Source organism: Alistipes sp. CAG:268, from assembly GCA_000434235.1.
GTDB lineage: Bacteria > Bacteroidota > Bacteroidia > Bacteroidales > Rikenellaceae > Alistipes > Alistipes avistercoris.
This window is the reverse complement of the sequence record FR892007.1, coordinates 20,719-41,433: the sequence shown is the minus strand read 5'-3', so window position 1 is coordinate 41,433 and position 20,715 is coordinate 20,719. Positions and strand designations below refer to the sequence as shown.

Below are 20,715 nucleotides of genomic sequence, written 5' to 3'. Positions count from 1 at the left end.
CCGCCGGGAGGCGGGCCGTATGGCAGAGTTTGGGCAATGAAGGAGTCGATCCATATTCGGCCGGCGCGGCTTTCCGACCTTCCGGCCATGCAACGGCTCTTCCGCGAGACGGTGCTGGTTGTTTGCCGGCGGGACTATACGGCGGCAGAGGTGGCCGACTGGGCCTCGTGCGGTGACGATCCAGCACATTGGACGGAGTTGTTTTCCCGCCAGCACTATTTTGTTGCCGAGAGTCCGGACGGTGGAGTGGCGGGTTTTGCCTCGATCGATGAAACGGGCTATATGCACTCGTTGTTCGTCGGGAAGGGGTGGCAGCGGTGCGGAGTGGCTTCGGCATTGTATGGGGCCGTCGAGCGGTTGGCCCGCGAGGCGGGAGCCGACCGGATCGCCGCGGAGGTCAGCCGCACAGCCCGGGGCTTCTTCGAACGGCAGGGCTTCGTGGTGGACGAGCGGCAGCGGCGGCGAGCCCGTCGGTTGTTGTTGGAGAATTATAAGATGAGTAAGCGGCTGGACGGTCCGGATCCGGGGTCCGGTGTGCGTTAAAATAAATAGAGAGTACGATGAAATTCATAGCCATCATTCCGGCGCGTTACGCTTCGACGCGCTTTCCCGGCAAACCGCTGGCCCTGCTGGGCGGCAAGCCCGTCATCCAGAGGGTCTACGAACAGGTGGCTGGGGTGCTGGACGATGCCGTGGTCGCCACGGACGACGAGCGGATCTATGAGGCCGTGCGTGCCTTCGGCGGTCGGGTCGAGATGACCTCGCCCGACCACCGGAGCGGAACGGACCGTTGCTGGGAGGCCTATTGCAAGCAGGGTCGCGAGTACGACGTCGTGGTGAACGTGCAGGGCGACGAGCCCTTCATCCGCCGCGAGCAACTCGAGGCGCTCCGGCGCTGTTTCGACGATCCGAAAACCGACATCGCCACATTGGTCAAACCCTTCACGCCGGACGACGGCCTTGAGGCGCTCGAGAATCCCAACTCGCCGAAGGTGGTGCTCGACGCACGCTCGCGGGCGCTCTACTTCTCGCGTTCGGTGATCCCCTATCTGCGGGGCGTTCCCCGCGAGGAGTGGCTCGGGCGGCATACCTTTTACAAACACATCGGCATCTACGCCTTCCGCTCCGAAGTGCTGCGCGCGGTGACCTCCCTGCCGCAGTCGCCGCTCGAGCTGGCCGAGTCGCTCGAACAGCTGCGCTGGCTCGAGAACGGCTATAAGATCGGTGTGGGACTCTCGACAGCGGAGACCGTGGGCATCGATACGCCCGAGGACCTCGTGCGGGCCGGGGAGTTCCTGGCACAACATCCCGAATTCAACAGATAACGCGCATATGGTGAAACTTATCGCAGGACCCTGTGTCATCGAATCGGCCGAGCTGCTCGACGTGGTGGCCGAACGCCTTGCGGCCATCAACCGCCGCCTGGGCACGGAGATCATTTTCAAGGCCTCGTTCGACAAGGCCAACCGCACCTCGATCTCTTCGTTCCGCGGTCCCGGACTGGAGAAGGGGCTGCAGATGCTCTCCGACGTGCGGTCGAAGTGGGGGCTCCGACTCCTTACGGACATCCACGAGGCGTGGCAGGCCGAACCCGTCGGCCAGGTTGTCGATGTGATTCAGATTCCGGCCTTCCTCTGCCGTCAGACCGACCTGGTGGTCGCCGCGGCGAAGACCGGACGCACGGTGAACATCAAGAAGGCGCAGTTCCTCTCGGGTGCCGACATGCAGTATCCCTACGAGAAGGCCCGTGAGGCCGGAGCCTCGGAGATCTGGCTCACCGAGCGCGGCAACTCGTTCGGATACAACAACCTCGTGGTCGATTTCCGCAACATTCCCGACATGCTGCGCATCGCACCCACTGTGGTCATGGACTGCACGCACTCGGTGCAGCGCCCCGGTGCGGCCGGCGGCAAGACGGGCGGAAACCGCGAATTCGTCCCTGCCATGGCTCTGGCCGCCAAGGCTTTCGGTGCCAACGGCTTCTTCTTCGAAGTACACCCCGATCCCGATCGGGCGCTGAGCGACGGTCCGAACATGCTGCGGCTGGACGATCTGGAGAACCTCATCAAAACCCTCATACAATGACAGACAGTACCAAGGCGCAGATTCTCGAGGTGGCCCGCCGGGCCGTCCATACCGAGATGCTGGCGCTCAAACACATGGAGGAGACCCTCGGTGACTCCTTCGCTGCGGCCGTGGAACTGATTCTTGCAAGCCGCGGCAAGTGTATCGTGACGGGCATGGGCAAATCGGGCCTCGTGGGCCGCAAGATCGCCGCCACGCTCGCATCGACCGGTACGCCGAGTTTCTTCCTGCATCCCGGCGAGGCCTTCCACGGCGACCTGGGCATGATCTCGAAGGAGGACATCGTGCTGGCACTCTCCTATTCGGGAGAGACGGACGAGATCCTGAAGATCGTCCCCTTCATCCATTCGAACGGCAACCGCCTGATCTCGATGACGGGCCATCCCGACTCGGCCCTGGCCAAGAACTCCGATGTCCACCTCGACGTGGGCGTGCGCGAGGAGGCCTGCATCCTGCATCTGGCACCGACCTCCTCGACGACGGCGCAGATCGCCATGGGCGATGCGCTGGCCGTGTCGCTCATGCAGCAGCGCGGCTTCACGAGCGTCGATTTCGCCCGCCTGCACCCGGGCGGCAGCCTCGGACGGCGCCTGCTGATGACCGTGGGCAACGTCATGCGCGACCACGACCTTCCGGTGGTGGCCCCCGACTGCTCGGCCGTCGAGATGATCCATACGATCTCGAAGGGCGGGCTGGGGCTGATTGTGATCTGTGACGGCGACCGCATCGAGGGCATTGTCACAGACGGCGACGTGCGCCGGGCGATGGAGCGCCTCAAGGCCGACTTCTTCAACATTCGGGCCATCGACATCGCGACGCCCCATCCCAAGACCATCGGGGCCGACGAGAAACTCATCGAGGCCGAGCGGCTCATGACCCGCAACAAGGTGACTTCGCTGTTGGTGACCGATGCGGCGGGCAAGCTCATCGGCGTGATCCAGATCTACGACATCAAGCTCTGACCCCCCCCCTGGTGCGGGCATCTCCTGCCGTTCCGTCCGCAAGGGCGAATCCCTGCGACCGGTCGGGACGAATCGAAAGAGGAAGCCTCAGGCGACTGCCTGGGGCCTCCTCTTTCGTTTGTCGGGGACGCGGTCACTCCCCCTCCTCGAGTTGGAAGATCTCCTCGACGGGTTTGCCGAACCGGCGGGCGATCTTCAGCGCCAGCACCGTCGAGGGGATGAACTTCCCTGCCTCGATGGCGTTGATCGTCTGGCGGCTTACGCCCACGGCATCGGCCAGCTGCTGCTGGGTCATGCGCACCTCGGCGCGTTCGACCCGGATCCTATTCTTCATGCGAGGCCTCCTTTCTCAGGCGCCACAGCAGCACCCGTTCGATAATGAGAAAAAGAACCGGCAGGCTCACCAGGTTGATGACCATCACGTAGAGATAGTCGAGGTTGTAGAGCGCCAGGGACGCGATGACCGCCCAGAGGATGTTGATGTAGAGGGCCACAAGCAGGGCGTTGAGGCGGATGCGGCCGATGAGTTCGTCCTCGATCCGCTCGCGCGAACAGGTTATGAGCAGCGAGCCGGCGAGCACGCCGATCAGCACGATGTTGTTGCTGACGGCATCCAGCGTCGAACTCGATCCCGCATCGCCGGGCAGCAGGAAAGAGGGGAATCCGTTGAACCCGTCGATGGCCATCAAAATGCCGAAGAGGGCGGTCGGGATGAAGAGGGCCCATCCGATTCGCTTGAACGGGTAGGGCAGCAGGATGATTCTGTTCATGGTCGTTGTTTTTTGTCGTTGCGGCAGGCTGCCGGAGGTGCGCACTTCTCCCGCCTGCTGCTGCAAATGTAAAATAAACTTTACAAAATAACAAATATACGTGACAAAAAAATGTGGTCTGTGCCATAAAACAGATTCCGGCGGCGGAACTTGTCCGCTGCCGGAATGCCGTATGGGAGAGCCGGGGCGTTTGGTTGCGCGTGCTGACGCACGGGAATCTTCAGAGCCGGGCGATCAGTTCGTCGATCTGCCGTTCGTCGGTGGCCCAGCTGGTGACGAAGCGCACGATGGACTCCTCCTCGCCGCGCGGCCCCCACACCTCGAAGGATGCATATTGGCTCAGCCGGTCGATTTCTTGGTTCGGAAGTACGAAGAACTGCTGGTTGGTCGGCGAATCGATCCAGAGGCGGTAGCCCCTGGCCCGGAACGCCTCTTTCAGTTTCCGGGCCGTCGTGATGGCCTGGCGCGCGATCCGCAGGTAGAGGTTGTCCGTAAAGAGGGTTTCGAACTGAACGCCCAGCAGCCGTCCCTTGGCCAGCAGGGCTCCGTGCTGCTTGACGAGGGTGAAGAAGTGCGGCATGAGTTCCGGACGGGTGATGACCACCGCCTCGCCGAAGAGCGTGCCGACCTTCGTGCCTCCGATGTAGAAGACGTCGCACAGGCGGGCGATGTCGCGGAGCGTGACCGTATTGCCGTCGGCGGCCAGCCCGTATCCGAGCCGTGCGCCGTCGAGGTAGAGGGCGATGGAGCGGCTCCGGCAGACACGGTGGAGCGCCTCCAGCTCCTCGAGTCTGTACAGCGTGCCGAACTCCGTGGGATGCGATATGTAGAGCATTCCCGGGGCCACCATGTGGGGCCAGGTTTCGTCGCGGTAGAAGGAGTCGATGTATTGTTCGACGTCGCGGGCCCGCACCTTGCCCTCGTCGCCGGGCAACACGAGGACCTTGTGCCCCGAGGCTTCGATCGCCCCGGCCTCGTGGACGTTGATGTGCCCCGAATCGGCCGCCAGCACCCCTTCGTGACGCCGCAGCAATCCGTCGATGACCGTGGCGTTGGTCTGGGTGCCGCCGACCAGAAAGTGCACCTCGGCCTGCGGGGTTCCGCAGGCCTGGCGGATGAGCTCCCGGGCGTGTTCCGTATGGAGGTCGCAGCCGTACCCCGCACTCTGCTCGAGATTGGTTTCGGCGAGGCGGCGCATCACTTCGGGATGCGCCCCTTCCATGTAGTCGCAGTCGAAATGTAGCATCTGTCCTGCCGTTTTTCAGTTTCGGATGTAGTGGGGCATGGTCTCGGGAATCTCCATCGAGAACTCCACCAGGCCGCGGACCGCGCCCGATTCGTCGCGCCAGACGGTCTGGTAGATCAGCTTGCGGACACCCCGCTTCTCGATCGTGTAGACATTCTTTCCTCCGGTTTCGAGCAGCCGTGCGATGATCGCGCGCGAGCGTTCGCTGTGGCAGGGGAGCATCGAGCGGCCCCGCACGTCGCCGTTCACCGCACGCGAGCGTGCGTTCTGGTAGACGACCACCCCTTGCGTGTCGCACACCGTGACGGCACAGTCGAGTTCGTCGGCCCACGGACAGGTTCCGGTTTCCATGTTATTGCTGGATTTTTACGAGTTGTTCGCGGTAGGCGTTCAGGATGCGCGACTTGGAGATGAAGCCCAGATAGCGGTTCTTCTTGTCCACGACGGGCAGCATCCACGTGTGTTTGTCCTCGAACTTCTCCATGACGCTCATGATCGACTCGTGTTCGAGGATCTTGTCGGGCGGCTGGATCATGTAGTCCGAGATCGGCCGGCCGTACTTTTCGGGCTTGAACATGTCCTCGCGCAGGTCGTCGAGCTGCACGACGCCCAGCAGCCGTCCGAAGTTGTCGATCACGGGGAAGATGTTGCGGCGCGCCGTCGAGATGATGTGAACGATGTCGCCGAGCGTGATGTTCTCCTTGATGCGCAGGAAGTCGGTCTCCATCAGCTCGTCGAGCTTCAGGAAGACGAATACCGACTGATCCTTGTCGTGCGTGAGCAGCTCGCCCTTCTGCCGGAGCTGTTTGGTGTAGATCGAGTCGGGATCGAGCCAGTAGTTCACGGCGAACGAGATGCAGGCGGTGATCATCAGCGGGATGAAGAGCCCGTAGCCGTTCGAGAGTTCGGCGATGAGGAAGATCGATGTCAGGGGGGCGTTCATCACGCCGGCCATCACGCCGGCCATGCCCACCAGCGTGAACGAGACGACCGACACCTCCCAGTGGAAGAGCATGTTGCATACCAGCGCGAGGGTCGCGCCGGTGAAGGCGCCGACGAACAGCGACGGGGCGAATGTTCCGCCCACGCCTCCCGCGGCGTTGGTCGAGGCCATGGCGATGACCTTGAAGAACATCGTGGCGATGATGAAGAGGATGACCACCCAGTCGATTCCGCGGAAGCGGTAGAAGAGCGAGTTGTCGAACAGCGTCTCGGTTTTTCCGTGCATCAGTGCGGTGAATCCCTCGTATCCCTCGCCGTAGAGGGGCGGGAAGATGAAGATCAGCACGCCGAGGATGACGCCGCCCCAGAGCCACTTTTTCCACTGCCGGTCGATTCCCTTGAAGAAGTTGCCCACGCGCGAGTTCATCGAGGTGAAGTACCAGGCCATCAGCCCGCAGAGCATGCCGAGCAGGATGAACAGCGGGATCTGCCACAGTTCGAAGGCGTCCTGCGGGGCGAGCGTGACGGCCAGGATGGGGTCGAAGCCGCGGAGCATGAAGGCCATCGTCGTGGCGGTGACCGAGGAGATGAGCAGCGGGATGACCGATCCGGCGGTGATGTCGAGCATCAGGATCTCCAGCACGAAGACCACGCCCGTGATCGGGGCCTTGAAGATGGCGGCCAGTGCGGCGCCGGCGCCGCAGCAGAGCAGCAGCGTGGAGTTCTTGTAGTTGAGGCGGGCCAGGCGGCCGATGTTCGAGCCGATGGCGGCTCCGGTCAGCACGATCGGGGCCTCGGGACCGACCGATCCGCCGAATCCGATGGTCGTGGCGCCGCCGACGACCGAGGTCCAGCAGTTGTGCGCGGCGATGCGCGAGTTGCGGCTCGACATGGCGTAGAGCACACGGGTCACCCCTTCGGAGATATTGTCGCGCACTATGTATTTGACGAACAGCGTGGCCAGGATGATGCCCACGGCGGGGTAGATCAGGAAGAGGAAGTGGGCGCTGTCCACCGGAAACCAGTTCGTCAGTCCGTTCTTGATGGCATAGAGCAGAATCTCGAACAGATAGGTGCCAATTCCGGCAAGCACGCCGACAACCACCGCCAGAAGCATCATCATCTGGCGGTTGGAGAGCCTCCGCGTCAGGCGGAGGAACAGCGGGTAGATACGGTCGGCGCGGAAACGCATGTCGGTCAATGGTTTATGGTTTGCGGGCTTCGGCAGCCGCCATGCGGGGCGATCGCCCCGCTGCGGCAGCGGTCCGGATTTATGTCCGGTCTCGGGTGAGGCCCGGCTCCCGGGGAGTCTATTCCGCCTGCCGGGCGTAGTGGCGGGCCTGCTCCTCGATGAGTTCCTTGTCCTCGAAGTAGTCGATGCGCATGGCGCGGCGCACCTCGGCAAGGGTCTCGGCCGCTGCGGCACGGGCCCTCTCCGATCCGGCGCGTAGGATGTCGTAGACCTCGCCGATGCGGCCTTCGAACTCCTTGCGGCGGGCGCGGATCGGGTCGAGTGTCTCGTTGAGCACGGCGATCAGCAGCCGTTTGACCTTCACGTCGCCCAGGCCGCCGCGGCGGTAGTGGGCCTTCAGCTCGTCGAGCGAGGCGTAGTCGGGCAGGTACTTGGCGAAGTGCTCCTCACGGCAGAAGGCGTCGAGGTAGGTGAAGACCGTGTTGCCCTCGACCTTGCCCGGATCCTCCACCCGCAGGTGGTCCGGGTCGGTGTACATGCCCATGACCTTCTTCTTGACCTCGTCGGCCGTATCCGACAGGTAGATGCAGTTGCCCAGCGACTTGGACATCTTGGCCTTGCCGTCGGTTCCCGGCAGACGCATGCAGGCGGCGTTGTCGGGCAGCAGGATCTCCGGTTCGACGAGGGTCGGCCCGTAGACCGAGTTGAACTTGTGCACGATCTCGCGCGTCTGCTCGATCATCGGCTCCTGGTCCTCGCCCGCCGGGACCGTCGTGGCCTTGAAGGCCGTGATGTCCGAGGCCTGGCTGATGGGGTAGGTGAAGAAGCCGACGGGGATGCCGGGCCGCTGTGCGGTGTCGCCCTCGACGGCCCCCTCGGCAAATCCGCGGAGCGTGATCTCGGCCTTGACGGTCGGGTTGCGCTGGAGGCGCTGCACCGTCACGAGATTCATGTAGTAGAAGGCCAGCTCGCACAGTTCGGGGACCTGCGACTGGATGAAGAGCGTCGATTTCCGGGGGTCGAGGCCTGCCGATAGGTAGTCGAGCGCCACCTCGATGATGTTCTGCCGCACCTTCTCGGGGTTGTCGGCGTTGTCGGTGAGCGCCTGTGCGTCGGCGATCATGATGAATATCTTCTCGAACTGCCCGGAGTTCTGCAATTCGACACGGCGGCGGAGCGAACCCACATAGTGCCCCAGGTGGAGGCGGCCCGTAGGACGGTCGCCCGTGAGGATGATTTTTCCCATTGTTTCGGTTTCGGTGTTTGTTTCGTGGTACACCCTGCAACGGTCGGGACCGCCTTGCGGCCCCCGCTTCGGGCGTGCATTCCGCTTCAGGGCGGATTCATTGGACGCAAACTTACGAAAAACCGCGCGCGCGACCTAAAAAAGTTGCCGGATATAGTTTTTTTTGATATATTCGCCTCGGCAAATAGAAGATCGCTTATGACAATCATCCAACTCGAATACCTGCTGGCTGTGGCCAACTGCGGCAGTTTCTCGCTTGCCGCCGAGCATTGTTTCGTGACGCAGCCCTCGTTGAGCATGCAGGTCAAGGCGCTCGAGGAGGAGCTGGGCGTGGTGCTGCTCGACCGCTCGAAGAAGCCGGTCATCCCCACCGAGGCGGGCGAGGTGGTCATGGAGCAGGCACGCGAGACGCTGCGGGCCTACAACGGCATCCGCGAAGCGGTCGCCGAGCTGAAGGGCGAGACGGCCGGAAAGCTGCGTCTGGGTGTCATCCCGACCATTGCCCCCTACCTGCTGCACAAGTTCATCCCGGCCTTCGTGCGCGACTATCCGAAGGTCGAACTCGAGATCTCGGAGATGATCACCTCGGAGATCGTCGAGGCGCTCAAGCGCGACCGCATCGATGCGGCGCTGGTGGCCAGCGGCACGTGCGGCGAGGGGATTCTCGAGCAGGAGCTTTTCAGCGACCGGTTCTATGCCTACGTTTCGCCCGAAAATCCGCTTTATGAGCGGCAGAACATACGCATCGAAGAGATCGACCTGAAGGATCTGGTGATCCTCAGCCCCGGCAACTGCATGCGCGACCAGATCATCGAACTGTGCCAGGCCCGGCGGTCGATGCCGGCCCACTACACCTTCGAGTCGGGGTCGCTCGACACGCTGATGCGCATCGTCGATTGCACGTCGTGCCTGACGATCATCCCCGAGATGGCCGTCGAATACATCCCCGCCGACCACCTCGACCGGCTGAAGACGCTGGCCAAGGGGGCCACGTCGCGCAAGATCGCCGTGGCCGTGCGTCGGACCTATGTCAAGAACTCGATCATCCGGGCGCTCATCGAGACGATTCTGGCCAACGTCGGCACGTCGGAGTCTTGAGGCGGAGACCGGCCTCAGCCACATGGACGGCAGGACTCGGGAGACCGAATCCTGCCGTTACAGTATCAGGTTGAACAGGTAGCCCGAGAGGATGATGAACAGGGTGACCGTTCCGAAAAAGATGGCGGTAAGCCGCCACGTCATCGCCTTCTTGAGCATCGTGGCTTCGGGAAGCGAGAGCCCCACGACGGCCATCATGAAGGCCAGGGCCGTGCCGAGCGGCACCCCTTTGGCGACGAAGACCTGGATCACGGGTACGATCCCCGCGGCATTGGCATACATCGGTACGGCGCAGAGTACGGCCAGCGGCACGGCCAGCGGGTTTGACGGGGAGAGGTAGCGGGAGAAGAAGCCTTCGGGCACGTATCCGTGCATCGCGGCGCCGACGCCGATGCCGACGAGGACATATATTATGACACCGCGCAGGATGCCCAGAGCCTCGTGCAGGATGGCGGGCAGCCGCCGGATAAAGGGTGTGTGCTGCCGTTCCCAGGCCTCGGCCTGCCTGTCCGAACTTGCCTGCAGGGCCTTGACCCAGGGCGAGAGGTGGCGTTCGAGCCGGAGCCGGCCCAGCACGAATCCCCCGACCGTACCGAGCAGCAGGCCGCTGGCCACGTAGATGAGTGTGGTACGCACCCCGAACGATCCGAGCAGGAGCGCTACGGCGACCTCGTTCACCAGCGGGGAGGTGATCAGGAAGGCGAAGGTGACGCCGAGCGGGATACCTCCCTTGACGAATCCGATGAAGAGGGGGATCGACGAACAGGAGCAGAAGGGGGTGACGGCTCCGAACAGTGCGGCGAGCAGGTACTGCAGGCCGAAGAGACGCCGGTGCGAGAGAAAGCGCCGCAGGCGTTCGATCGGGAAGTAGGCATTGACGATCCCCATGGCTGTCCCGATGATGATGAGCAGCAGGATGATCTTTACGGTGTCGTAGAAAAAGAAATGCACCGAGGTTCCGAGACGGCTCGCCGGATCGAGTCCGAAGAGGTCGTAGACGAGCCATGCGGCAAGGCGGTCAATCATGTGTGTCGGTATTTTGAGGTCAAACCATTCAGAGAATTCCGGTTGCGGTGTAGTAGATTCCGGCGAGGATCATGCCTCCTCCGACCAGGCGGGTAAGTCCCCGCTGCAGACTCTGCATGCGGTTGTAGAAGGTCCCGATTCTTGAGGCCCCGTATGCCAGAATCCAGGCTGCGGCCGCGACGGGCAGTCCCGCAGCCGCAGCATAGAGTGCGGGCAGCATCCACCCGGCCGGTTCGGCTGCCGCCATCGGGAGCAGCATTCCGAAATAGAGCAGGGCGCTGGTGGGACAGAAGGTCAGCGAGAAGAGAATGCCCAGAAGCAGCGCTCCTCCGCAGCCGTTGCAGCGGAGCACCTTTCTGCCGCTGCCGCCGCGAAGCGGCAGCGACAGGCGATCGCCGAAGAGCAGCAGCACTCCGAAGAGCAGCAGGGTGGCGGGCAACAGCACCTCGCCGTACCGGGCCAGCAGCCGCTCGACGGCAAAGAGGCTGGCGCCCCGGCGCAGCAGGGGAATCAGAGCGATGCCGAGTGCGGTGCAGGCGAGTATCCGGCCGAGCGTGTAGCACAGCCCGGCGAGAAAAACGCGGTGGCGGTTCTCCGCATTGTGGCCGATGTATCCGACGGCGGCGATGTTCGTAGCCAGCGGACAGGGGCTGACGGCCGTCATCAGTCCCAGCAGCAGGGCGCTCCACAGCGGCGTCGTGCTGCCGTCGAGCAGGTGTTGCAGGGGCTCCATCTCTATTCGGCGAAGTGCTCTATGGCCTCCGTGAGGCGCGCCTTGAATGTTTCGGGCCGGCTTTTGGCCAACTCGAATGCCGTACGGGTCAGGTTTTTCACCGTGTCGTTGCGCACGAGGAGCAGCGAGGACCACATCACTCCGTATTGTTCGGCCAGCTCTTCGTTCTGCCCGATCTCCAGAATCCGTATTCCGACCTTCTTCTCGCCGAGCCGTTCGACGGTCTCCCGGGTCAGCCGCTCGATGGCGTTGCAGGTGGCGCAGCGTTTCCGGCCGTGGAAGTAGAGCACCTGCACTCGGTCGGTGGCGGAGGTTTGCACCGTCTCCCGTGTGTCGGTATGCCTTGTCTCCGGGGCGGCATTCGTGTCGCCGCTCCGGCTGCCGTTCCCGCTGCAGGCCGTGAGCAGCAGGAGGATCGGAAGGATGCGGCGGATCATCGTACCAACAGTTTTTTGACCTCGGCGGCCGAGAGCCGGCCTCCCGCAGCTGCCACCTTGCCCTCCACGACCAGCGCCGGCAGTGAGTATACACCGTATTCCAGGATCTTCGTGATCTCCTCCTCCTTGACGACCGTAGCGTCGAGTCCTGTTTCGGCAACCACCTTGCATACCGTTTCATACAGCGCCCTGCATCCGGCGCATCCCGTTCCCAATACCTTGATCTCCATTTGCGTTTGTTTTTATTGTTATTAATGTATGTAGTTCGTCGAATTACGAACATTTGAGGCAAAAAAAGAGCTATCCGCAACACGAATCGTGGGGGCGGCCGTCGGTGTGTCCTTCGCGGAAAAATTCGGCGAACAGGTCGCGGGCCAGAAGCCAGTTGCTGCGGTTGATGCAGTAACGTACCTTCGGGGCCTCGATCTCGCCCTGGATCAGTCCGGCCTCCTTCAACTCCTTAAGGTGTTGCGAGACGGTGGCCTTGGCTATGGGCAGTACTTCGTGGATCTCCCCGAAAAAGCAACTCTGCTGCGAGGCAAGAAAGTGCAGGATGGCCATCCGGGCAGGATGGCCCATCGCTTTGGCAAAGCGGGCGATCTGTTCCTCGTGTTCCGTATAGCCTTTCGTTGTCACTTGTTTTCCGGTGTTGTTCGCAAATATACGAACATTTGGTCGCACCTGCAAATTTTTCCGGCGTTTTTTTGTCCGGTGCAGAGCCGGCATCTTCCGTTGCAGGGGGCGCCGTGCGGAATGCCGAAAAGGGTACGGGGAATTTATGCCTCTGCGTTACAGCGCTTTCGACTGTATGCCGGGTGGGGACTCCTTTTGCCGGCCCACTTCCGTTTCGGCCGGGCTGACCTCTTTCGACTGCATGTGGTGCCGATTTTTGGGCCGTTATTTTCAAATCTCGATCTCTTTTCCTACCTTTGCAAGGTTATATACACGCAACGCAATGAATATGGACAAACTGATCGAAACGATCGTCAGCGCGATTGAAGATAAAAAAGGTAAGAATATTGTATCGTTGGACCTCTCGGGATTCGACGGCGCAATCTGTTCGCACTTCGTGGTCTGCAATGCCGATTCCACGACGCAGGTGGCGGCTATCGCCGACGGCATCGAGGAGAAGGTGCTCGAGACGCTGGGCGAGAAGGTCTGGCGCATCGAGGGGCAGCAGAATGCCTTGTGGATTGCCATGGACTACGTGGATGTCGTGGTGCATATCTTCCAGACCGACCTGCGCAGTTTCTACAAACTCGAGGAACTGTGGGCCGACGCCCCGATGGTGAAGTACGAATACGAAGAGTAACGATTTATGGCACAGCAGGATAAAAACAAGAATAACAACCGGAACAATCCCCGGATGAACATGAACATGCCGCGGCCCTCGTTTTTCTGGCTCTACGGTCTGGCTGCGGTATTCATCATCGGCTGGGCGATCATCGGCAACGGCAGCGATGCGCCGCTTCCGAGCGACTGGTCGTCGGTCGAGCGGATGGTCGAGCAGGGCGATGTGGAGCGCATCCAGATCGTGAACCGCGACCAGGCTCAGGTCTACCTGACGAAAGAGGCGATCGAGCGTTACCGTAACGATGCGCAGAACAAGCAGTTTGCGCGCCTGCCCGAGTCGGGCGTGCAGTTTGTCTTCACGATCGGGTCGGTGGACTCCTTCCGCGAGGACCTTCAGGCCGCCGAGACGGCTTCGGGACGAAGTGTCCCGGTGGTCTACAAGAACGAGAAGAACGACTGGACCTCGGTGCTGATCAACCTGCTGCCGTGGGTGATCATCATCGGAGCGTGGTTCTTCATCATGCGTTCGATGGCCCGCGGAGGCGGGGCCGGCGGCGGAGGCGGCATCATGAATGTGGGCAAGGCCAAGGCGCAGGTTTTCGACAAGGACAATTCGAAGCGCGTGACGTTCAAGGACGTGGCCGGACTCGAGGAGGCCAAGGTCGAGATCATGGAGATCGTCGATTTCCTCAAGAAGGCCGACAAATACAAGGAGCTGGGTGCCAAGATCCCGAAGGGGGCGCTGCTCGTGGGCCCTCCGGGAACCGGCAAGACGCTGCTGGCCAAGGCCGTGGCCGGTGAGGCGAACGTGCCGTTCCTCTCGATCTCGGGCTCCGATTTCGTCGAGATGTTCGTCGGCGTGGGAGCCTCTCGCGTGCGCGACCTTTTCGAACAGGCCAAGCAGAAGGCCCCCTGCATCGTCTTCATCGACGAGATCGACGCCATTGGCCGGGCCCGCGGCAAGAATGCCGGCTTTTCGGGCAACGACGAGCGCGAAAATACGCTGAACCAGCTCCTTACGGAGATGGACGGTTTCCAGACCAATACGGGTGTCATCGTCCTTGCGGCGACCAACCGTGCCGACATCCTGGACAAGGCGCTCATGCGCGCCGGACGTTTCGACCGTCAGATCGAGGTGGGCCTTCCCGACGTGAAGGAGCGCGAGGAGATCTTCAACGTCCATCTGCGTCCGTTGAAACTCGATCCGGCGCTCGACCGTTCGTTCCTGGCACGTCAGACCCCCGGTTTCTCCGGAGCCGATATCGCCAACGTCTGCAACGAGGCGGCCCTGATCGCCGCCCGGCACAACAAGAAATTCATCTCGAAGGAGGACTTCCTGGCCGCCATCGACCGCATTGTAGGCGGCCTGGAGCGCAAGAACAAGATCATCACCGACGAGGAGAAGCGCGTAATAGCCTACCACGAGGCCGGACACGCCACCGTAAGCTGGATCCTCGAGAATGCCAGCCCGCTGATCAAGGTGACGATCATCCCGCGCGGCAAGGCGCTCGGTGCCGCCTGGTACTTGCCCGAGGAGCGGCAGATCACCACGCGCGAGCAGATGATGGACGAACTGGCCGCCACGCTCGGCGGACGGGTTTCCGAGCGGCTGACCTTCGGCGAGGTTTCGACCGGTGCACTGAACGACCTGGAGCGGGTTACCAAGCAGGCCTATGCCATGGTGGCCTACTACGGCATGAGCGACAATGTCGGCACGCTCTCCTATTACGATTCGACGGGCCAAAGCGACATGGCCTTCACCAAACCCTACTCCGAACTGACGGCCCAGCAGATCGATGCCGAGACCAAGCGGGTCATCGGTGAGGCATACGCCATGGCCGAACGGGTTCTGACGGAGCATGCCGACGGCCTGAAACAGCTGGCCGAGCTGCTTCTCGAGCGCGAAGTGGTTTTCACCGAGGACGTGGAACGCATCTTCGGTAAGCGCAAGAAGGATATCGAGCGCGAGCGCCGCGAGGCCGGGAAGAAGGCCGCCGAGGGTGGGGAGCCTGCAGCCGCAGCCACTGCCGCAACGGCCGTGGCGGAGGCCGGGGCCGTGAAAGACGAAGCTCAGGAGAGCCCGGCTGACGGGGCGGCTTCCGAAGCGAAGAAGTGACCAACCGAACGACAAAACACACCTGAAACCGAATGAGTGAAAAGATGAAGAACCTTGCGGTGCGGACCCTGAGCGGGATCGTCCTCGCGGCGATCATGCTGGGTGCCGTCTGCTGGTCGCAGTGGAGCTTCGGAGCTCTGCTGCTGGTGATCCTGCTTTGTGGAATGCATGAATTCTACACACTGGCCGCCGCCCGGGGCGCGCAGCCGCAGCGGCTGATCGGCATGCTGGCCGGCGTCATCCTCTTCGCTGCGAATTTTGCCGTGGTCTCCGAGTCCGTTTTCGATCTCTTCTCCGCCAACCTGATTCCGATGCTCGGTTTCGGGTTGCTGCTGTTATTCCTGGTCTTCATCCGGGAGCTCTTCCGGGAGGGAACCGACCCCATGGGGAATATCGGGGCGACGCTGACGGGCGTGGCCTATGTGGCGCTGCCCGTTTCGCTGATGTGTTACATCCCGATGCAGGGTGAGGAGCCGTGGTCGCCGGCGATCATGCTTCTGTTCATCTTCATCATCTGGGCTAACGACGTCTTCGCCTATCTGGTGGGCATGGCCTTCGGGCGGCACCGCCTCTGCGAGCGGCTCTCGCCCAAGAAGTCGTGGGAGGGATTCTTCGGCGGCCTGGCCGGTGCCGTGGTCATGGGGCTTGTCGGCGCCCGGGTGCTCGACGAAAGCTATGCGGCCTGGATGGGCCTGGCGCTTGTCGCCGCCGTGACGGGCGTGCTGGGCGACCTTACGGAGTCGATGTTCAAGCGGTCCGCGGGCGTCAAGGATTCGGGTCGCCTGATCCCCGGACACGGGGGAGTGCTCGACCGTTTCGACGCCATGCTGGTCGCCGCACCCTTCGTGCTGGTCTATATGTTATTTGTTATGTAACTGCAAACTGACGGAGTTATGAGAATAAACAAGGAAGGCTACAAGATCATCGGCGTCTCGGGCGTCGTTTGCCTGCTTATCTGGTGGGTGTTTTACCGGTTGCTCGAGAGCGATGCGAGTGTGGTGCTGCTGTGGAGCGGAACGGTGTTCCTGCTGCTCTTCTGGTTCTTCATCGTGGCGTTTTTCCGCGAACCCCGCCGGGTGCGGATCCACGATGCCGATCTGGTCTTCGCCCCGTGCGACGGGCGTGTCGTTGTGACGGAGAACGTGCAGGAGACCGAGTACCTCGGTCGCGAGATGCTGCAGATCTCGATCTTCATGTCGATCACGAACATCCACATGAACTGGGTGCCCGTAGGCGGTGTGGTGGAGTACTTCAAGTACCATCCGGGCCGTTTCCTGGTGGCCTGGCACCCGAAGTCCTCGACCGAGAACGAGCGTACGACCACCGTTGTGCGGATGCCCTCGGGACAGCAGATCCTCTTCCGCCAGATCGCCGGACTGATTGCGCGGCGCATCATCTCCTACATGAAAGTAGGGCATGCCGTCGAGCAGAACAGCGTCTGCGGCTTCATCAAGTTCGGCTCGCGCGTCGATGTGCTGGTGCCGAAGGACAGTGAGCTGCTCGTGGAGATCGGCGATCCCGTCGTGGGTTCGCTGACGCCGATTGCACGGCTGCGCAGGGAGCGCACCGACGACTGATACCCGACCGGACATGACGACGACACCCCAGACCTTTTTCCGATTCCTCGCCGGTGCGGCCGTCGCGGTCGTTGCGCTGTACCTGATCTGGTACTTCTCGTCGATCGTCGTCTATATCCTCGTCTCGGCCGTACTGGCCGTCATGGGACGGCCGCTGGTCAGCCGCCTCACCGGGATGGAGATCCGAGGCTGGCGCATTCCGCGCTGGCTGGCGGCCCTTTGTACGCTCGTGGTCATCTGGATCGTCTTCACCACGCTCTGCTCGCTCTTCGTGCCGCTGGTCTTCAACAAGCTGAACCAGTTCGCACATGTCGATTTCGCCACGGTCGTAGCATCGATCGAGGAGCCCTTGTCGCGGGCCCAGGAGTACCTGCAGTCGCTTTTCGCCCAGCCGTCGAGCACCTTCTCGCTCTCCGAGGCCCTGACGCAGACGCTGCGGCAGGTGATCGACCTCGATTCGCTCAATGCGCTCTTCTCGTCGATCGTCGGCGTGGTGCTTTCGTCGGTCATCGCGATCTTCTCGATCTCGTTCATCACCTTCTTCTTCCTCAAGGACGACGGGCTCTTCTACACGATGGTCACGTCGGTCTTCCCGGAACGTTACCACGACAACATCACCCGGGCGCTCGACTCCGTGACGGTACTGCTCGCCCGCTATTTTACGGGCATCCTCTCGGAGAGCCTGCTGCTGATGGTCATCATCTCGCTCACGATGATGGCCTTCGGGATGAAGGCGGCCGATGCCGCATTCATCGGGCTGGTGATGGGTGTGATGAATGTCGTACCCTATGCCGGACCGCTCATCGGCGGAATCATCTCGGTGTTCGTCGGTATCGTGACGCCGATCGGAGACCTTTCCGTCGGCCATACGGTGACGGTTATCGTCGGCTCGCTGCTGATCCTCAAGGGCCTGGATGACTTCGTCCTGCAGCCGACGCTCTATTCCGAGCGGGTGAAGGCCCATCCGCTCGAGGTTTTCCTCGTGATTCTCATCGCCGGATCGCTGGCCGGTATTCTCGGCATGCTGCTGGCCATCCCTTCGTATACGGTCATCCGGGTCTTTGCCAAGGAGTTCTTCTCCCAGTTCCGGCTGGTCCGCAAACTGACTGAAAAGATCTGATGGCGGAGTTGCGGATGGAATGCGGGAACGCACCGCTCGCCGTGATCGAGGGGTGCGTGGAACACGGGCGGCGGCTGGGACGCGAGCTGGGCTTCCCGACGGCCAATCTGTCGGTGCCCGATGATCTGTCGCTTGACGACGGAGTCTACCGTTCGCGTGTTGAGGTGGCGGGCCGTCGGTATGACGCGATGTCGAATCTGGGGCGCAACCCGTCGGTCGGGGGGACCGAACGGCGGTTGGAGACCCACATTTTCGGATTCACGGGCGAACTCTACGGATGCCGCCTGCGGGTTGAGTTGCTGCAGCGGATCCGCGGCGAACGGAAATTCGCCTCGGTCGAGGAGCTCCGCTCCCGGATCGAACAGGACCGCGAAGAGATATTGAAATCGATTAACGGATAACGCATATGTATTTGGATTTGACACTTCCCTACAAGGTGGCCGACATGTCGCTGGCCGAGTGGGGGCGCAAGGAGATTGAGATCTCCGAACACGAAATGCCGGGCCTGATGGCCGTGCGCCGCAAATACGGCCCGCAGAAACCGCTCAAGGGCGTGCGGGTGATGGGATCGCTGCACATGACGATCCAGACGGCCGTGCTGATCGAGACGCTCGTCGAGCTGGGCGCCGACGTGCGCTGGTGCTCGTGCAACATCTTCTCGACGCAGGACCATGCCGCTGCGGCCATTGCCGCTGCGGGTGTTCCGGTTTTTGCCTGGAAGGGCGAGACGCTGCCCGAGTACTGGTGGTGTACGGCCATGGCCCTCTCGTTCCCCGGGGGCAAAGGGCCGCAGCTGATCGTGGACGACGGCGGCGATGCCACGCTGCTCATCCACAAGGGTTACAAGGCCGAGAACGATGCCGCGACGCTCGATGTCGTACCCTCGTCCTACGAGGAGGAGGTAATTCTCGGCACGCTGCGCGAGCTGCTCGGCGAGGATCCCGACAAGTGGCACCGCACGGTAGCCGAGTGGCGCGGTGTGAGCGAGGAGACCACGACGGGCGTGCACCGGCTCTACCAGATGCAGGCTGCCGGCGAGCTGCTCGTCCCGGCCATCAACGTGAACGACTCGTGCACGAAGTCGAAGTTCGACAACCTCTATGGCTGCCGCGAGTCGCTGGCCGACGGCATCAAGCGTGCTACGGACGTGATGATCGCCGGCAAGGTGGTTGTCGTCTGCGGCTACGGCGACGTAGGCAAGGGTTGCGCCCGTTCGATGCGTTCGTACGGCGCCCGGGTGATCGTTACGGAGATCGACCCGATCTGCGCGCTGCAGGCCGCCATGGAGGGCTTCGAGGTGAAGACCGTCGAGAGCGCCCTCGCCGAAGGCAACATCTACGTCACCTGCACGGGCAACTGCGACATCATCACCCTCGAGCACATGGAGCGGATGCGCGACCAGGCGATCGTCTGCAACATCGGCCACTTCGACAACGAGATCCAGATGGCGCGTCTCGAGGCTTCGGATGCCGTGAAGACCAACATCAAGCCGCAGGTGGACAAATACACCTTCCCCGACGGCCACTCGATTTTCGTGCTGGCTGAAGGCCGTCTGGTGAACCTCGGCTGTGCCACGGGACACCCGTCGTTTGTCATGTCGAACTCCTTCACGAACCAGTGCCTGGCGCAGATGGAGCTTTGGCAGAAGAATCTGGAGGTGGGCGTCTACCGCCTGCCGAAGCACCTCGACGAGGAGGTGGCCCGGCTGCACCTGGACAACCTGGGCGTCGAACTGACGCACCTGACCCGTAAGCAGGCTGACTACATCGGTGTGCCCGAAGAGGGCCCCTACAAGGCTGAGCACTACCGCTATTGACCGGCGGTCCTGTCCGACAGCTGCAGTCCGGGCAGGTGAATCCATATTGCGGCGCGGGTCCTGTAAGGGATCCGCGCCGTTTTTTGCGGGATAGAGAACTCCCTTTCGGAAAACATTTCGGAAAGCGGCTTTCCCGTAAACCCTCCTCTCTCGTGAAACGCCCCGCTCGACTTTCTCTTTCCGCTCGACTTTCTCTTTGCGGAAAGCGAAAAGGCCCCGGAAGCCGAGCTCCCGGGGCCTTTTGCATCGGATGCCGGGGATCAGTATCCGAAGATCTCCTCCTGCGAGACGGTGCGGATCGGACCGAGCGTCTTGAGGTAGTTCAGGTCGAGGTTCTTGATGTCGCCTAAAATGCCGTAGGTGTAGGGACGGCCCTTGACCCACTGCTGCTGTGTGGCCTTCACGTCGTCGAGCGTCATTGCCTGCACCTTTTCGAAGATCTGGCGGTCGCGGTCCTCCGTGAGTCCGAGCCGGCGCAGCGAGAGGTAGGAGTTCAGCACATGGGCGCCCGTGGTGCGCTGGGTGCGCAGGCGGGTGAGGATGGCCTCCTTGGCGATCTGGAAGGCAGCTTCCGATTCGGGCATCTGGTTGATGATCTCGTCGAATGCCTCGATGGCGGTCTGCATCTTGTCGTTCTGTGTGGCAATGAAGGCGATGTAACTGTAGTTGTCATCGGCGAACGAGGGCTCTCCGATCCATGCCTGGGCCGTGTATGCCAGACCGCGGGCCTCGCGCATCTCCTGGAAGCAGATCGAGTTCATGCTGCCGCCGAAATACTCGTTGTAGAGCGTGATGGCGGGATCGTTCTTCACGTCGAACAGCTCGCCGCGGTTCGAGAACTGCAGGTAGTAGAGCTGGTTGGCGTCGTATTGGGCCAGCACAACGCTGCTCTTGTCGGTGAGCAGTCTTTTCGGGTAGCTCTTCTCGAGCGGCGCAAGCACCTCGGCTGCCTTGTGGCTCTCGGCAATGCTGCCCTTGACCTGCTCTTCGCTCATCGGGCCGTAGTAGAGCACCTCGTGCTGTTTGTTCATCAGGTCACGGCCTGCGGCGATCAGC

At 62.1% G+C, this 20,715-nt stretch carries 24 protein-coding genes; 12 read left to right on the top strand and 12 right to left on the bottom strand.

All coding sequences use genetic code 11. The features are described from left to right. Positions 1–87 precede the first annotated feature (87 nt). The 4 genes from QZL63_RS07710 to QZL63_RS07695 are packed head-to-tail and all read left to right on the top strand — an operon-like array spanning position 88 to position 3,047. Positions 88–543 (top strand): GNAT family N-acetyltransferase, encoded by a 456-nt coding sequence (locus QZL63_RS07710; RefSeq protein ID WP_290586426.1) that lies wholly within the window; start codon positions 88–90, stop codon positions 541–543. A gap of 17 nt (positions 544–560) precedes the next feature. Next, positions 561–1,325, top strand: coding sequence for a 3-deoxy-manno-octulosonate cytidylyltransferase (kdsB, locus tag QZL63_RS07705; protein ID WP_022308746.1), 765 nt, complete (start codon positions 561–563; stop codon positions 1,323–1,325). Between the two features lie 7 nt (positions 1,326–1,332). Continuing rightward, on the top strand, positions 1,333–2,085 hold the full coding sequence (gene kdsA / locus QZL63_RS07700; RefSeq protein WP_022308745.1) for a 3-deoxy-8-phosphooctulonate synthase: 753 nt from the start codon (positions 1,333–1,335) through the stop codon (positions 2,083–2,085). Beyond that, entirely contained in the window at positions 2,082–3,047 is a 966-nt protein-coding gene (locus QZL63_RS07695) for a KpsF/GutQ family sugar-phosphate isomerase (RefSeq protein ID WP_022308744.1), read from the top strand. The genes kdsA and QZL63_RS07695 overlap by 4 nt, the downstream gene beginning before the upstream one ends. 133 nt (positions 3,048–3,180) lie before the next feature. On the opposite strand, the gene QZL63_RS07690 is transcribed toward QZL63_RS07695, so the two are convergent. From QZL63_RS07690 to trpS, 6 genes are all read right to left on the bottom strand, one after another. Further along, positions 3,181–3,381: a helix-turn-helix transcriptional regulator gene (locus tag QZL63_RS07690; protein WP_022308743.1), complete on the bottom strand. Its 201-nt coding sequence runs from the start codon at positions 3,379–3,381 to the stop codon at positions 3,181–3,183. Next, positions 3,371–3,817: a hypothetical protein gene (locus QZL63_RS07685; protein WP_022308742.1), complete on the bottom strand. Its 447-nt coding sequence runs from the start codon at positions 3,815–3,817 to the stop codon at positions 3,371–3,373. The genes QZL63_RS07690 and QZL63_RS07685 overlap by 11 nt, the downstream gene beginning before the upstream one ends. Positions 3,818–4,037: 220 nt before the next feature. After that, a complete protein-coding gene (locus QZL63_RS07680) occupies positions 4,038–5,063 on the bottom strand; it encodes a threonine aldolase family protein (protein ID WP_022308741.1) in 1,026 nt (341 codons plus the stop codon). 15 nt (positions 5,064–5,078) lie between these two features. Continuing rightward, on the bottom strand, positions 5,079–5,414 hold the full coding sequence (locus QZL63_RS07675) for a PAS domain-containing protein (RefSeq protein ID WP_022308740.1): 336 nt from the start codon (positions 5,412–5,414) through the stop codon (positions 5,079–5,081). 1 nt (position 5,415) lies between these two features. Next, the gene (locus QZL63_RS07670; RefSeq protein ID WP_022308739.1) at positions 5,416–7,197 is read right to left on the bottom strand and encodes a chloride channel protein; all 1,782 of its coding nucleotides are present in this window, start codon (positions 7,195–7,197) and stop codon (positions 5,416–5,418) included. 118 nt (positions 7,198–7,315) lie between these two features. Then, positions 7,316–8,443, bottom strand: coding sequence for a tryptophan--tRNA ligase (trpS, locus tag QZL63_RS07665; protein WP_022308738.1), 1,128 nt, complete (start codon positions 8,441–8,443; stop codon positions 7,316–7,318). Between the two features lie 198 nt (positions 8,444–8,641). Between trpS and QZL63_RS07660 the strand changes: the two genes are divergently transcribed. After that, positions 8,642–9,541, top strand: a complete 900-nt coding sequence (locus QZL63_RS07660; protein ID WP_022308737.1) for a hydrogen peroxide-inducible genes activator — start codon at positions 8,642–8,644, stop codon at positions 9,539–9,541. 57 nt (positions 9,542–9,598) lie between these two features. Here the strand turns inward: QZL63_RS07660 and QZL63_RS07655 are convergent, their stop codons facing one another. The 5 genes from QZL63_RS07655 to QZL63_RS07635 all read right to left on the bottom strand — a co-directional run bounded on the left by QZL63_RS07655 (position 9,599) and on the right by QZL63_RS07635 (position 12,373). Next, entirely contained in the window at positions 9,599–10,567 is a 969-nt protein-coding gene (locus tag QZL63_RS07655) for a permease (RefSeq protein ID WP_022308736.1), read from the bottom strand. A 28-nt stretch (positions 10,568–10,595) separates the two neighbouring features. After that, the gene (locus tag QZL63_RS07650) at positions 10,596–11,300 is read right to left on the bottom strand and encodes an aromatic aminobenezylarsenical efflux permease ArsG family transporter (RefSeq protein ID WP_022308735.1); all 705 of its coding nucleotides are present in this window, start codon (positions 11,298–11,300) and stop codon (positions 10,596–10,598) included. 2 nt (positions 11,301–11,302) lie between these two features. Beyond that, on the bottom strand, positions 11,303–11,737 hold the full coding sequence (locus QZL63_RS07645) for a nitrophenyl compound nitroreductase subunit ArsF family protein (protein WP_022308734.1): 435 nt from the start codon (positions 11,735–11,737) through the stop codon (positions 11,303–11,305). Further along, positions 11,734–11,967, bottom strand: coding sequence for a thioredoxin family protein (locus tag QZL63_RS07640; protein WP_022308733.1), 234 nt, complete (start codon positions 11,965–11,967; stop codon positions 11,734–11,736). The genes QZL63_RS07645 and QZL63_RS07640 overlap by 4 nt, the downstream gene beginning before the upstream one ends. Positions 11,968–12,037: 70 nt before the next feature. Further along, positions 12,038–12,373: an ArsR/SmtB family transcription factor gene (locus QZL63_RS07635; RefSeq protein ID WP_022308732.1), complete on the bottom strand. Its 336-nt coding sequence runs from the start codon at positions 12,371–12,373 to the stop codon at positions 12,038–12,040. A gap of 325 nt (positions 12,374–12,698) precedes the next feature. Between QZL63_RS07635 and rsfS the strand changes: the two genes are divergently transcribed. The 7 genes from rsfS to ahcY are packed head-to-tail and all read left to right on the top strand — an operon-like array spanning position 12,699 to position 19,659. After that, positions 12,699–13,049, top strand: a complete 351-nt coding sequence (gene rsfS, locus QZL63_RS07630; protein ID WP_022308731.1) for a ribosome silencing factor — start codon at positions 12,699–12,701, stop codon at positions 13,047–13,049. 6 nt (positions 13,050–13,055) lie between these two features. Then, the gene (gene ftsH, locus QZL63_RS07625; protein ID WP_022308730.1) at positions 13,056–15,146 is read left to right on the top strand and encodes an ATP-dependent zinc metalloprotease FtsH; all 2,091 of its coding nucleotides are present in this window, start codon (positions 13,056–13,058) and stop codon (positions 15,144–15,146) included. A 32-nt stretch (positions 15,147–15,178) separates the two neighbouring features. Next, positions 15,179–16,021, top strand: coding sequence for a phosphatidate cytidylyltransferase (locus QZL63_RS07620; RefSeq protein ID WP_022308729.1), 843 nt, complete (start codon positions 15,179–15,181; stop codon positions 16,019–16,021). Positions 16,022–16,039: 18 nt separating this feature from the next. Beyond that, positions 16,040–16,723, top strand: a complete 684-nt coding sequence (locus QZL63_RS07615) for a phosphatidylserine decarboxylase family protein (RefSeq protein WP_022308728.1) — start codon at positions 16,040–16,042, stop codon at positions 16,721–16,723. Between the two features lie 13 nt (positions 16,724–16,736). Next, positions 16,737–17,843, top strand: coding sequence for an AI-2E family transporter (locus tag QZL63_RS07610; protein WP_022308727.1), 1,107 nt, complete (start codon positions 16,737–16,739; stop codon positions 17,841–17,843). Further along, entirely contained in the window at positions 17,843–18,244 is a 402-nt protein-coding gene (locus QZL63_RS07605) for a riboflavin kinase (protein ID WP_022308726.1), read from the top strand. The genes QZL63_RS07610 and QZL63_RS07605 overlap by 1 nt, the downstream gene beginning before the upstream one ends. Before the next feature lie 5 nt (positions 18,245–18,249). After that, the gene (gene ahcY, locus QZL63_RS07600) at positions 18,250–19,659 is read left to right on the top strand and encodes an adenosylhomocysteinase (RefSeq protein ID WP_022308725.1); all 1,410 of its coding nucleotides are present in this window, start codon (positions 18,250–18,252) and stop codon (positions 19,657–19,659) included. A gap of 260 nt (positions 19,660–19,919) precedes the next feature. On the opposite strand, the gene QZL63_RS07595 is transcribed toward ahcY, so the two are convergent. Next, positions 19,920–20,715: M16 family metallopeptidase (locus QZL63_RS07595; protein ID WP_290586421.1), on the bottom strand; the 796-nt coding region annotated here is incomplete at its 5' end.

Excerpts from the sequence above, each read along its gene's own strand:
- QZL63_RS07710 (WP_290586426.1), top strand. The coding sequence starts at position 88 with ATGCAACGGCTCTTCCGCGAGACGGTGCTGGTTGTTTGCCGGCGGGAC.
- kdsB (WP_022308746.1), top strand. The coding sequence starts at position 561 with ATGAAATTCATAGCCATCATTCCGGCGCGTTACGCTTCGACGCGCTTT.
- kdsA (WP_022308745.1), top strand. The coding sequence starts at position 1,333 with ATGGTGAAACTTATCGCAGGACCCTGTGTCATCGAATCGGCCGAGCTG.
- QZL63_RS07695 (WP_022308744.1), top strand. The coding sequence starts at position 2,082 with ATGACAGACAGTACCAAGGCGCAGATTCTCGAGGTGGCCCGCCGGGCC.
- QZL63_RS07690 (WP_022308743.1), bottom strand. The coding sequence starts at position 3,381 with ATGAAGAATAGGATCCGGGTCGAACGCGCCGAGGTGCGCATGACCCAG.
- QZL63_RS07685 (WP_022308742.1), bottom strand. The coding sequence starts at position 3,817 with ATGAACAGAATCATCCTGCTGCCCTACCCGTTCAAGCGAATCGGATGG.
- QZL63_RS07680 (WP_022308741.1), bottom strand. The coding sequence starts at position 5,063 with ATGCTACATTTCGACTGCGACTACATGGAAGGGGCGCATCCCGAAGTG.
- QZL63_RS07675 (WP_022308740.1), bottom strand. The coding sequence starts at position 5,414 with ATGGAAACCGGAACCTGTCCGTGGGCCGACGAACTCGACTGTGCCGTC.
- QZL63_RS07670 (WP_022308739.1), bottom strand. The coding sequence starts at position 7,197 with ATGCGTTTCCGCGCCGACCGTATCTACCCGCTGTTCCTCCGCCTGACG.
- trpS (WP_022308738.1), bottom strand. The coding sequence starts at position 8,443 with ATGGGAAAAATCATCCTCACGGGCGACCGTCCTACGGGCCGCCTCCAC.
- QZL63_RS07660 (WP_022308737.1), top strand. The coding sequence starts at position 8,642 with ATGACAATCATCCAACTCGAATACCTGCTGGCTGTGGCCAACTGCGGC.
- QZL63_RS07655 (WP_022308736.1), bottom strand. The coding sequence starts at position 10,567 with ATGATTGACCGCCTTGCCGCATGGCTCGTCTACGACCTCTTCGGACTC.
- QZL63_RS07650 (WP_022308735.1), bottom strand. The coding sequence starts at position 11,300 with ATGGAGCCCCTGCAACACCTGCTCGACGGCAGCACGACGCCGCTGTGG.
- QZL63_RS07645 (WP_022308734.1), bottom strand. The coding sequence starts at position 11,737 with ATGATCCGCCGCATCCTTCCGATCCTCCTGCTGCTCACGGCCTGCAGC.
- QZL63_RS07640 (WP_022308733.1), bottom strand. The coding sequence starts at position 11,967 with ATGGAGATCAAGGTATTGGGAACGGGATGCGCCGGATGCAGGGCGCTG.
- rsfS (WP_022308731.1), top strand. The coding sequence starts at position 12,699 with ATGGACAAACTGATCGAAACGATCGTCAGCGCGATTGAAGATAAAAAA.
- ftsH (WP_022308730.1), top strand. The coding sequence starts at position 13,056 with ATGGCACAGCAGGATAAAAACAAGAATAACAACCGGAACAATCCCCGG.
- QZL63_RS07620 (WP_022308729.1), top strand. The coding sequence starts at position 15,179 with ATGAGTGAAAAGATGAAGAACCTTGCGGTGCGGACCCTGAGCGGGATC.
- QZL63_RS07615 (WP_022308728.1), top strand. The coding sequence starts at position 16,040 with ATGAGAATAAACAAGGAAGGCTACAAGATCATCGGCGTCTCGGGCGTC.
- QZL63_RS07610 (WP_022308727.1), top strand. The coding sequence starts at position 16,737 with ATGACGACGACACCCCAGACCTTTTTCCGATTCCTCGCCGGTGCGGCC.
- QZL63_RS07605 (WP_022308726.1), top strand. The coding sequence starts at position 17,843 with ATGGCGGAGTTGCGGATGGAATGCGGGAACGCACCGCTCGCCGTGATC.
- ahcY (WP_022308725.1), top strand. The coding sequence starts at position 18,250 with ATGTATTTGGATTTGACACTTCCCTACAAGGTGGCCGACATGTCGCTG.